Raw genomic sequence first — 11,901 nt, 5'->3', positions numbered from 1 at the left:
AATGGATAGTGGATAATGGATAATTCTTCATTTTCCATTATCAATTCTCAATTAATTCTATTTCTCCGTCGAATACTTTGGTGGCTTCCCCCGTCATCAGGACATGTCTGGTGGCGATGTCCCATCGGATGTTGAGTGAGCCTCCGTCCATGATGACGGTAGAATCTCTCCCTGCGTGTCCGGTGAGGAAGGCTGCCACGGCGGTGGCACAAGCTCCGGTTCCGCAGGCTTGGGTAATGCCCGAGCCTCGTTCCCAGACACGCATCCTTATTTTTCCTTCTCCCAATATCTGGGCAAATTCCACATTGATGCGTCCGGGGAAGAGAGGGTGATTCTCCAGTTTGGGACCGATGACTGTAAGGTCGATGGCTTCAATATCATTGACAAAGATTACCAGATGTGGGTTTCCCATGGATACGGTGGTCCCTACATATCGTTCTCCGTCCACTTCGATGGGCTGTTCTTTCATCGGTTTGGCTCCTTTGCCGTCGTAGTCTGCCGGTTCGTCGGCAGGTATGCCCATGTCTACGGTTACAGAGTTGACCTTTCCGTCTGCCAAGTGCAGGTTTAGCATCCTTATACCTGACAGTGTATCGAGTGCGATTTCTGTTTTGGAGGTCAGTCCGTAGTCAAAAAGATATTTTCCGATGCAGCGGCTTGCATTGCCGCACATCCGGGCCTCCGAGCCGTCTGCATTGAATATCCGCATGCTGAAATCGGCCTTGTTCGAAGAACCTATAAGTACCAGACCGTCACTTCCAATTCCCGTATGCGGTGCACTCCATGCCCTCGCAAGCTCTTCCGGATGGCTGATAGGATATTGGGTTGTATCTACATAAATGTAGTCGTTTCCGGCACCGTGCATCTTGGTGAATTTTATAGCTCTTGTCATTTTGTCCTTTATTGATTTATTGATATATCCTTTTGTTTTATTTTAATGCAAATATACGACGTTTTGTTTTGTGATTAACTGTAAAGCATATCTATTTTCTATTATTTTTAGCGAAACTTTCATTCAATGAGAATATCTACTGTCATGCTTTCAATTTAAAAGCATATGGCTTTGTTTTTATATAAATTGTAATCCATGTGAAAGTTTAGTTTGATTCAAAATAAGAAAAAAGATTTTTTATAGGACTAATTGCTATCTTTTTGAAAATAATAAACCGCTCCATTGTGGACATAATGAAGCGGTTTGTTTGGTTTTTGTTTCTAAATGTATAAGGAACGGCTATTTTTTCTTTAAAATTTCTTCCAGCACTACCGGTTCATTGGTTGTGATGAAATCTACTCCTTGGCTGATAAGCCATTCCATGTCTTTGGCTTCGTTTACGGTCCAGGCGTTTACTTTCATGCCGAGGTCGTGGCATTCCTTTATCCATTCAGGATGTTTTTGGAAGACACTGAAGTGATAGTCGGGACCGGCACAACCCCATGCTTTCAGCTCCTTGGGGGTAAGGTCACCCTCCAGATAGTAAACGGGCGTACCTTTGGGTGCCAGACGGATAAATTCCTTGGTGGCATGTTTGGAGAAGGTAATATATTCCGTACGGTCCTCCAGTCCTTTGTTCTTTATCATTTTTACGATACCCTCTACGGCTCGTGTTTCCTGTTCGGGAGTCTTGTGGGCTTTCAGTTCGAGGATAAGGCGGGTTTTCAGGCTTTTTGCCTTGTCCAGATACTGTTGCAGGGTAGGGAGTTGTTCGCCGTTGTCCAGTTGTACGGCGGTGCATACCTTGGCTGTGGCATCTTGCATAGTTACGCCTTTAAAGGTGGCGTCATGATTGACAACCAGCTGATTGTCTGTGGTGAGCCAAACGTCGAACTCGGAGCCGTAGCAGTGGATAGAATCAGCCTTTACAAGTGCGGCAAGGGAGTTCTGGGCCGAGCCGTCCGTAGTCCAGAAACCACGGTGGGCAATGACTTCCTGGGCCTGGATAGTGCCGCATGCAGCAAAGAGCAGGGCGGAAGCAAAAAATAGTTTTTTCAGATTCATAATGATTAGGGTGTTTTGTTATGGACACAAAGATAAGTATTATATTTCTTTTATTAAATCTAACCTCTGAGTAATTTCAGTATGTACTTTCCGGGCATCACGATGCGGGCTTTCAGTTGGGGTGAGCTGTTCAACTCGTATAGGATTTTCCAGATTTTCCCTCCCAGTTTTCCAAAATCCGTCAGTCTCAGGATGGCATTCAGATCGTGTATGTCGGTTACTTTCTGCCTTGCCAGCTCTTCCATCAGGCCTTGGTAATTATGCGTCTGTCTGTTGAGCGTGTACTCCGGTGGAGTCAGAAGAATCTCCTCCTTCCTTCTTCCCGTCTCCCCTTGGGGAGATAGAGAGGGGTTTTCTTTATTCTCTTTATTTAGTTTATTTGCTAAAGCGCTGCTTGTCTTGGCATCCCTGATTCTCTGCTGGTTAACCAGTCCACCGCGACGTCCGGCCTCTTTTTTAGCTTCTTGTTGGGCATCCCATGGCTTCATGCGGCGGCTTAGTCCGGGGGATGAGAAGCTTGTCTCGTTCACCTCGAACAGCGCATAGTCATAGATGATTCGCTTCAGTGTGGCGGTTGTCACCCTTGCTTTTTGTGCCAGTATGGGAATCACTTTCAGGCTAGCTTTATATTCGTTCTGCAATCTGAGGAATTCGAGCACTGTCCAGTAAATACCATATCCTTTCATACCTTCTTCTTGTATCATGATCATTAATTTTAAGTTGCTGCCGGCATTGGCATCATGTAGTAAATAAGCCTCCATAGCTTTTGATATTGGTGTTTTTTATTAGTTTACTATCGGTCTCCACTCCATAAAATTCTCAATCAGAAAAGTCCGCCAGCCTTGTTGTTCCGCGTCCCAATAGGCTACGTGAGCTTTAATGCTTGTCACGTCATGTTTCTTTTTGAAGTCGTTTTCGTAGGAAACAAGGGTTCCTTTTCCCATGTAGAAGCTACCGTCCTGCTTTCGGTAGGCTATCAATGCATATCCGTATTGCATGTATTCCAGTAGGGAATTTATGCGCTGTGCCATCCATTGTACAGACTCCATGCTCAATGTCGTGTTTTCCGTAATCCGTTTTTCCCATAGTTTTTTTGTTTTTTCTGTTTTGGATACAAATTGCTCCTCAAATTCAGTTTTCTCTTTTCCCATTTTTTATGTTTTTAGGGTTATTAAATGTATGATAATCAGCAATGAAAAAGGGCTACTCCTTTCAGTACGGATGGCTACGCCCTTGCCTTGTTGAGGCTACACCATCCGACGAGAAAGGTGTAGCCCTTCTGTCCGGTTGCTGACGGGGGCAAAATTACTGCCTTTCCAGGTACTGAACTATCAGTGATTTATCCTTACATCATATCCGTATGGGTCAATCAGTGTGGTATCTTCCCGTTTTATGATGGCCCATACCTTCTCCAATTCGGTAATTATCGTACTGTAAGTCAAAGGCTTTTGCTCTCCTCTGGTTCTCTTTGTGAAGTTTTCGGAAGCAACGAATAGTTTGGCTATATCTGTAATTTTCTTGATATTTGTTCCTTCAAAATAGCCTGATTTAAAGGCTCTTAAGTAACCTACATAAACATGGGTCTGGTCTCCGTAGTAAACCCGTTCTGCCAATAGCTTTTCGTCCACTATGGAGCTGTGTTCCTTTACTTTCGTTGTTCTTAGCTTCTGTGTATCAGATTGATACGACATGCTTCTCTGCTCGTTACTGTTGAGATGCTTCTTTTTTTGAGTTCTTTCATTTGTGTAATTCTTCGTTCGTTTAACTGTTTTTTACTCTGGTTAAAAAATGCGAAAGTATAAAAAGTGAGGGAGAAATAAGGGAATTTTGGAGGGAAATGTGAAGGGTGAGTTGTAAATGGTTGATATATAAGATGATATGCTGTTTAAAAAACGTACGTTTAAAAAACAGCTATTTCGAACTTATACAAGACATACTCAAAGAGCTAAAAATAAGAAGATTTTAACTGATTACATATATTGTATATACTACTGAAATTCAATGCAATATACTTATCATTATTTATTATTAGGAACATTTTTCTATCAAACATTTTGCCATTACAAAAAACGTCTCTATCTTTGCGTTCATTAAACGTACGATTAAAAAACGCTTTTTTGTTTCTAATGCGTTCGTTTATAGTCTCTTACCAAAAGGTAATGAACAACCGCAGAGAATTTGTTGACAAGAAGAGCATAGTGCTTGTCAAACTTCCCATAAAATGCTCGCAAGTGATTGAACTACAGTTCTGTAATGGTAGTTCAAAGCCCCCAAGGAATACCTTTTTCTAAGTAAAATCAGCAAGAATATAAATGGATAAAGAGACCGAAGTTTGGTTTGCCATGCGTGCCACATACCGCAGGGAGCTTGAAGCTATGCATCTTCTCGAAAAGGCAAATCTTGGCTGTTTCATTCCTATGCAATATAAGATAAGTATCTGTAGGGGCAGGAAAGTCCGTGCTTTGGTTCCCGTCATCCGTAATCTGGTTTTTGTCCACGCACGTCCTTCCGAAGTGCAGCGATTTAAGTCTCAAATTACTTATTTGCAATATATTACTGATACCCGTAGCGGTCAGAAAATAATCATTCCCGACCATGATATGCAGCGTTTCATAGCCGTCGCCGGTACCTACAATGACCATCTTCTCTATTTCCAACCCGAAGAACTGAATCTCTCCAAAGGTACGAAAGTTCGTATCACCGGTGGCGACTTCGAGGGTCAAGAAGGTGTTTTTCTAAAGGTAAAAGGTGCCCGTGATCGTCGTGTAGTGATTGCTATACAAGGTATCATTGCTGTTGCCATTGCGACCATCCATCCAGACCTCATCGAAGTAATCAAATAATCGTCGATAATCAATGATTAGTCATTGGTGATAAAATCATAACTCTGAAATCATAAATCAAAATAGCATGTCTCTTTTAGAAGAAGCACTCCTCCTTCAGCGTGCCGCGCACGATCTGATGTATTTGGGTATGGACGGCAGTCCTATCTATAGCGATGACTTGTCTCGTCGTAACAGCGAAGTCTATCGCTTGACCACAACTTTGTATAATTCTGGCACTTGGGGCACCACGGTGGAAGAGCAGGCAAATGTATGTCTTGCGCTCTTGAAGGGGTATAGTGCCTCGTTCATTGACCATGGTGAAAAACAACAGCATGTGCAGGAGGTATTGAGGCGTTGCTGGGATACCCTTGATTCCCTTCCTTCCTCTTTGTTGAAACTCCGTTTGCTTACGGCTTGTTATGGAGAGGTTTTCGATGAGCCTTTGGCCGACGAGGGCCGTTCTATCATTGCTTCTTGGAATTTCGCATCGCTCACGGCAGAACAACAAGAAGCGGTTAACGAGTTTTGGAATGTGGTGGATAATCCTTATCCGTGGGAAGAACTGGAGGAGTGAAAGCATAAGGTTGAAGAAAGACAGAAATATGAGAAACTTTGAAGATTTGCAAATAGCAGTTGCTGGTACCGGTTACGTAGGTTTGAGCATTGCTACTTTGTTGTCACAGCATCACAAGGTGACAGCCGTTGATGTAATACCTGAAAAGGTGGAAAAGATTAACAATCGTATATCTCCAATTCAGGATGAATATATAGAGAAGTATTTTGCGGAGAAGGAACTGAACCTCACTGCAACTCTTGATGGGGCATCTGCTTATAAGGATGCAGACTTTGTGGTTATTGCAGCTCCTACAAACTACGATCCGGCTAAGAACTTCTTCGATACACATCATATAGAAGACGTTATTGACCTTGTACTATCAGTGAATCCTGAAGCAACAATGGTTATCAAGTCAACCATTCCAGTTGGTTACTGTCGTTCCCTCTATGTGAAGTATGCTCAGAAGTTTGCTCAGATGGTACCATTACCAGATGGAAAACGTCGTAAGTTCCACCTTTTGTTCTCTCCTGAGTTCCTTCGTGAATCGAAAGCTCTTGAAGACAATCTCTATCCTTCACGTATTATCGTGGGTTATCCAAAGATGATGTCTGTTGAATGGGAGGAGGAGAACGAAGCAATCCGCAAGATTCAAGGTAATCACATGAAAGAGTCTGCTGAGATATTCGCTAAGCTTCTTCAGGAAGGTGCCATTAAAGAAAACATTGATACTCTCTTTATGGGACTGAAAGAAGCCGAAGCAGTCAAACTCTTTGCCAATACTTATCTTGCCCTTCGTGTAAGTTACTTCAATGAGCTTGATACCTATGCTGAAGTAAAAGGTTTGGATTCAGCTGCCATCATTCAGGGAATTGGTCTCGATCCTCGTATTGGCACTCACTACAATAACCCATCATTTGGTTATGGTGGTTACTGTTTACCAAAAGATACTAAGCAACTCCTTGCAAATTATGAGAGTGTACCCCAAAATATGATGACAGCGATTGTAGAGTCAAACCGCACTCGTAAGGATTATATAGCAGATGCTGTTCTTCGCAAGGCTGGCTATTACAATGAGAATGCCGTATGGGATGCGAACAAAGAGCATGAGTGTGTAGTAGGTGTTTATCGCCTAACTATGAAGTCAAATTCAGATAATTTTCGTCAATCTGCGATTCAGGGCATCATGAAACGTATCAAGGCAAAAGGTGCAGAGGTGATTGTTTACGAGCCTACTCTTGAGAACGGCACCAGTTTCTTCGGCAGTCAGGTAGTCAACAACCTCGATGAGTTCAAACAAAAATCGAAAGCTATCATTGCCAACCGTTATGACTCTTGCCTCGATGATGTGGTAGGGAAAGTCTATACTCGCGACATTTTTAAGCGCGATTAATCTATGGTAACATATAATGTAAATTTGGAGGGCAAAACAGTCCTCGTGACAGGTGCTGCTGGTTTTATAGGTTCTAATCTTGTGAAGCGCCTTTTTAAGGATATAAATAACATCAAAGTAATCGGCATTGATAGCATTACCGATTATTACGATGTGAATATTAAGTATGAACGCCTAAAAGAGATTGAGGTTTTAGGTTGCGACTGGCAGTTCTATCAGACTTCGATTGTTGATAGAACATCATTAGAGAATATTTTTACGGAGAACAAGATATCCGTTGTTGTAAATCTCGCGGCTCAGGCAGGTGTGCGTTATAGTATCACCAATCCCGATGCCTATATTGAGAGTAATCTCATTGGTTTTTACAATATTCTTGAGGCATGCCGTCATCATGAAGTGGAGCATCTGGTATACGCTTCTTCGAGTTCGGTTTATGGCTCGAACAAGAAAGTACCGTATTCTACCGATGATAAGGTGGATAATCCTGTGTCGCTCTATGCAGCTACGAAGAAGAGTAATGAACTGATGGCGCATGCTTATTCAAAACTGTATAACATTCCAAGTACGGGTTTGCGATTTTTTACGGTCTATGGTCCCGCAGGGCGTCCTGATATGGCATACTTTGGCTTTACAAATAAGTTGCGTGAAGGCAAGACGATTCAGATATTCAACTACGGAAACTGCAAGCGTGACTTTACGTATGTGGATGATATTGTGGAGGGTGTGGTTCGTGTGATGCAACATGCTCCTAAAAAGCAGGGTGGTGAGGACGGACTGCCAATCCCTCCATACAAAATATATAACATCGGTAACAATAATCCAGAGAATCTTTTGGATTTTGTGACTATTCTTCAGGAGGAGTTGATTCGCGCGGGTGTGCTACTTGCGGATTATGATTTCGAAGCACATAAAGAATTGGTACCCATGCAGGCAGGTGATGTACCTGTGACATTTGCAGATACTACTCCACTAGAGGAGGATTTTGGGTTTAAGCCATCGACCTCGCTTCGTGACGGTCTTAGAGTTTTCGCTGAGTGGTATGCAAAGTACTATCGGATTTGTGATAAATAAATATACAAAAGAAAACCTCGCAAGAGGAATATTTAAGATAATAATTATAAATTCTTAAAAGTTTAAATTATGGAAAAATTAAAAACTGTTAGGATTTACCAGCACAAAGTTGCTAGGCAGATCCCGTAACAAAATCTACGTTAACAACAATTGGGAATGTGACTGATTTAATCGTTGATTAGAGTTTGAGACCGAAAACAATGATTGATTGAGTGATAGAAATATTACTGCTGTTATTGGCTATCATAAGTTCGATATCTCTGATATTTTGGCTTATATTTTGTGGATTCGTTCTGCCCTTAAGATAATAGCATAGATTGCAACAATTCTCTCGTTTACGCAATTCTCTGTTGCTTGGTAGCCTACGCTACTTTGGTAATTTTTATCTATGGCAGTCATAGTGGAGGTGAAACATCTTTTCCCATTTCGAACAGAGTCATTAAGCCCTCTAACGTCGATGGTACTACAAAAGTGGGAGAGTAGGTAGCCGCCTCTTTTTCTTATCTTTCTAATTCAAAAAACAACTTTTGGGGTAACTGAAGAAAATGTAAGTACTAAATTGTTTTTTAGATATTGCCCATAAAAAATATTTTTGTGTTATTGACTAATAGAAATACAAAAATGATTAGTCGTGAAGCATGCTTTTTGCATAATGAACAAGTTGGGTGAGAGACAGTGGAGCGTTGCCACTGTTTAGCACATAGAATCAATACTATATATGATCCAAATAAAAAATAAAATAGATTGTTGTGGATGTAATGCCTGTGGTGATGTATGTCCTAAAGGTTCAATTACATTCAAGACAGATTTAGAAGGTTTCTGGTATCCGGATGTTAATATGGATACATGTATTGATTGCCACCTTTGTGAGAAGGTATGCCCAATCATTGCGCCTTCAGATAAGGTTGTCAGATACGCTGAACCAAAAGTTTTTGCTGCATACACAAAAGATGACAAAGTGCGTACTGATAGCACTTCTGGAGGTATTCACTCTATGCTTGCTAACGTTATGTATACAAAGAAAGCATACGTAGGTGGTGCAGTATATAACGAGGATCATACTGTTTCGCAGATTATTGACTCAAACCCTGAACGTTTGTCAGAAATACGAAGTAGCAAGTATCTCCAAAGCAATGCGGAAGGTATATATAAGGAGATTAAACTGCTTTTGAAGGAAGGAAAAGAAGTATTCTTCTGTGGCTGTCCTTGTCAGATTCAGGCACTCTATAAGGTTCTCGGAAATAGGGAATATGGCAACCTCACTACTTGCGACTTTATCTGCCGTGGTGTAAATTCGCCAAAGGTATTTCTTAAGTATATGGAAATGCTTGAGCGTCAGTTTGGAGCCAAGGCAACCAAGATTAAGTTTAAGGCAAAAGAATGGGGATGGCATAATTTCTCTATGCGCGTGAATTTTTCCAATGGCAAAGAGTATTGCAAAGATCGTTATCACGATCTATTCTTCATCGGTTATTTGCAGGTAGGTAACTTTACTCGTCCTTCTTGCTATGAGTGTCACTTCAAAGGCTTCCCTCAGAAAGCAGACATTACTCTTGCTGATTTTTGGGGCATTGAGAAGCTTGACAAGTCTATGGATCAGGATAGAGGAACATCCCTAGTAATGGTTAATTCAGACAAAGGTATGGTCCTCTTTGAGGCTATTAAGGACAAGATTTGTTGGAAGGAATTCTCAATGGCAGATGCTCGTAAGGGAAATCCGGCAATGGATAGTTCATTGAAGTCGGCAAAGCTTGACAGAAATAAATTCTTTGAAGCATTGGATAAAGAGCAATTTGAGGTAGTTGCCAAGAAATATTTCCCTCCTGTACCTACAAAACTAACTGATATCAAGAAGCGAATTCGCGGAGTTTTATTTCTTGCCAAACGAGTTTTATCACTTTTCAGAATGCTAGGATTATCTTGCAATGCTTGGAGCACCTTTTTATGGGTAAACTTCTTTTCAAGGAATGTCGTGAGAGGTTGTCGACTTCCGCTGATGAATCAGAGTAGAACAGTCATTCAACTTGACAAAGGCGCAAAGATGGAACTGAAAGCGAAGCTTGCTACAGGAAAAAAGCAAATCAGAAAGTCTCGTACTGAAACTCGCATTCTTTTGGAGAATAATGCTAAAATGACAGTTATAGGGGATTTTCAATGTTTTGCTAACTCCTACATCAGGGTTTTTCCCAACAGTCACCTGGTTCTTCATGGAGGTTTTATCAACGAGAATGTTCAAATTTCATGTGGTGAAACTATTGAAATTGGTGAAGGTGCAACCATTGGGCGTGACGTATGTATTCGTTCGTATGATGGGCATACTATTGAGGAAGAAGGTTACAAAATTGCAAAATCTATTAAGATTGGTCGATATGTATGGATAGGACAAGGTGCGACTATTCTCAAGGGCGTAACTATTGGCGATGGAGCTATTGTGGCATCAGGAGCTCTTGTTTCCAAAGATGTACCTGCGCGCACTATCGTAGGTGGAGTTCCAGCAAGGGTTATTAAGGAAAACGTAAAGTGGCATAGATAATGGTAACATCGGTTTCAGACAACAATAAACGCATAGCAAAGAATACACTACTCCTATACGTCCGTATGGTTATTACTATGGGGATAGGAATCTTTACTTCGCGTATTGTTCTCCAGAACTTGGGTGTTGTAGACTATGGTATCAACAACGTTGTTGCAGGAATGGTGACTATGTTTACCTTCCTCAATAGCACCCTTGCTTCTGGCACACAACGATTCATCACCTTTACACTTGGAAAAGGAGATATTGAGAAGAGCAAGATAACCTTCTCTACTACTTTCGTAGTACATTTTGCAATGGCAGTCCTCCTTTCAATAATCATTCTTATTGGCGGTTTGTGGTTTATGAATGGTCAACTTGTGATACCCAAGGAGAGAATGGATGCTGCCTATTATGTATTCTATACTTCAATCGTCATTATCTTCCTCAACGTTACACAAGTACCATATATGTCTACACTTATTGCTCATGAAAATATGAGTGTGTACGCATATATGGCCATTTATGATGCTGTAGCAAAACTTATTGTTGCGTTTTCGTTGATGTACTCAACTATTGATAATTTGAAGCTTTTTGCCGTATTACAGATGGTTATCAGTGCTACCAGTATTTTGATTTATAGAATTTATTGTAAGCGAAAGTATGAGGAGTGTGTTACATCTTGGACAGTGGACAAGTCTCTATTGAAATCTATTATTGGATTCTCCGGCTGGAATGTTTTTGGTTGTGCTGCGGTAATGTTTAACAATCAGGGCTTGAATATGCTTCTTAATATGTTCTTTGGTACGATTATTAATGCCGCAAGAGGTATTGGAAATGTACTAAACGGAATGGTAATGCAGTTGGTAACTAACTTTTTGACAGCAGCCAATCCTCAAATAGTAAAATATTGTGCTGTACATGAATATGAGAAAATGTTTACACTCATTAATAACAGCTCTCGTTATGCAGGCCTATTAATGTTATTCGTGCTTTTGCCATTATGTTTCGAAGCTGAATTTGTTCTCACTTTGTGGCTTGGAGAAATACCAGATGATACGGTATTTTTTACGAGAATTATATTGATTCAAAGTTTGATTCAAACCATGGCAAGACCTATTGTTACTGGTATTCATGCCAATGGAAGAATGAAATGGCCGAATGTCTTGTCAGGATCAGTACTTCTTTCCATCGTACCCATCAGTTGGGTTCTTTTAAAGATGGGTGTAAGTATGTACGTTGTTCTGATAATTGGTATTATCCCATGGGTGGTGGAGACATTCATCACTGGATCCATTTTGGGGCGATATACAGGATTTTCGATTGGTAAGTTTTATAAATATGTATATGGTGTAGTTTTCCCTATAGGTATTGTTTCGTCGCTTCCTCTTTTTGCTGTTTGCTACTATATGGAAGAGGGGGGCAGCCGATTCCTTATAGTGGGAATAACTAGCGTAATAGTTTGCTGTATTCTTATCTATTTCTTTGGTTTAAGCCCAATAATGCGAAATACAGTTAAAAAAAAGGTGCTATCAAAAATCAAAAGGTAAT

Annotated in this window: 11 protein-coding genes and 1 rRNA gene; 7 read left to right on the top strand and 5 right to left on the bottom strand. The window is 40.9% G+C overall.

The window, feature by feature from the left end; genetic code table 11:
* Positions 1 to 40 precede the first annotated feature (40 nt).
* The 5 genes from dapF to H1A11_RS07900 all read right to left on the bottom strand — a co-directional run bounded on the left by dapF (position 41) and on the right by H1A11_RS07900 (position 3,687).
* Positions 41 to 892 (bottom strand): diaminopimelate epimerase, encoded by an 852-nt coding sequence (gene dapF, locus H1A11_RS07920; protein ID WP_181757995.1) that lies wholly within the window; start codon positions 890 to 892, stop codon positions 41 to 43.
* A 339-nt stretch (positions 893 to 1,231) separates the two neighbouring features.
* On the bottom strand, positions 1,232 to 1,996 hold the full coding sequence (locus H1A11_RS07915) for a glycerophosphodiester phosphodiesterase family protein (RefSeq protein WP_119961517.1): 765 nt from the start codon (positions 1,994 to 1,996) through the stop codon (positions 1,232 to 1,234).
* A 59-nt stretch (positions 1,997 to 2,055) separates the two neighbouring features.
* Positions 2,056 to 2,757 carry a Lin1244/Lin1753 domain-containing protein gene (locus H1A11_RS07910; RefSeq protein ID WP_181757994.1) on the bottom strand — a complete coding sequence of 234 codons (702 nt, stop codon included), beginning with the start codon at positions 2,755 to 2,757 and terminating at the stop codon, positions 2,056 to 2,058.
* A gap of 24 nt (positions 2,758 to 2,781) precedes the next feature.
* On the bottom strand, positions 2,782 to 3,147 hold the full coding sequence (locus tag H1A11_RS07905) for an SH3 beta-barrel fold-containing protein (RefSeq protein WP_044468832.1): 366 nt from the start codon (positions 3,145 to 3,147) through the stop codon (positions 2,782 to 2,784).
* Between the two features lie 180 nt (positions 3,148 to 3,327).
* Positions 3,328 to 3,687, bottom strand: coding sequence for a hypothetical protein (locus H1A11_RS07900; RefSeq protein ID WP_044468833.1), 360 nt, complete (start codon positions 3,685 to 3,687; stop codon positions 3,328 to 3,330).
* Positions 3,688 to 4,308: 621 nt separating this feature from the next.
* Here H1A11_RS07900 and H1A11_RS07895 point away from each other — a divergent pair.
* From H1A11_RS07895 to H1A11_RS07865, 7 genes are all read left to right on the top strand, one after another.
* Positions 4,309 to 4,839 (top strand): UpxY family transcription antiterminator, encoded by a 531-nt coding sequence (locus H1A11_RS07895; protein WP_087333097.1) that lies wholly within the window; start codon positions 4,309 to 4,311, stop codon positions 4,837 to 4,839.
* Positions 4,840 to 4,906: 67 nt separating this feature from the next.
* Positions 4,907 to 5,395 carry a UpxZ family transcription anti-terminator antagonist gene (locus H1A11_RS07890; RefSeq protein WP_181757993.1) on the top strand — a complete coding sequence of 163 codons (489 nt, stop codon included), beginning with the start codon at positions 4,907 to 4,909 and terminating at the stop codon, positions 5,393 to 5,395.
* 28 nt (positions 5,396 to 5,423) lie between these two features.
* A complete protein-coding gene (locus H1A11_RS07885; protein ID WP_087333099.1) occupies positions 5,424 to 6,767 on the top strand; it encodes a nucleotide sugar dehydrogenase in 1,344 nt (447 codons plus the stop codon).
* A gap of 3 nt (positions 6,768 to 6,770) precedes the next feature.
* Positions 6,771 to 7,838 (top strand): NAD-dependent epimerase/dehydratase family protein, encoded by a 1,068-nt coding sequence (locus H1A11_RS07880; protein ID WP_181757992.1) that lies wholly within the window; start codon positions 6,771 to 6,773, stop codon positions 7,836 to 7,838.
* A gap of 387 nt (positions 7,839 to 8,225) precedes the next feature.
* Positions 8,226 to 8,334 (top strand): 5S ribosomal RNA (gene rrf, locus H1A11_RS07875).
* A gap of 222 nt (positions 8,335 to 8,556) precedes the next feature.
* Positions 8,557 to 10,371, top strand: a complete 1,815-nt coding sequence (locus H1A11_RS07870) for a Coenzyme F420 hydrogenase/dehydrogenase, beta subunit C-terminal domain (protein ID WP_117878623.1) — start codon at positions 8,557 to 8,559, stop codon at positions 10,369 to 10,371.
* Positions 10,371 to 11,900 (top strand): lipopolysaccharide biosynthesis protein, encoded by a 1,530-nt coding sequence (locus H1A11_RS07865; RefSeq protein WP_117878621.1) that lies wholly within the window; start codon positions 10,371 to 10,373, stop codon positions 11,898 to 11,900. The genes H1A11_RS07870 and H1A11_RS07865 overlap by 1 nt, the downstream gene beginning before the upstream one ends.
* Position 11,901 lies beyond the last annotated feature (1 nt).

It is taken from the genome of Bacteroides sp. CACC 737, from assembly GCF_013874375.1.
Classification (GTDB): domain Bacteria; phylum Bacteroidota; class Bacteroidia; order Bacteroidales; family Bacteroidaceae; genus Bacteroides; species Bacteroides uniformis.
Note: the sequence above shows the minus strand (reverse complement) of the source record. Positions and strands in the feature narration are given on the sequence as shown.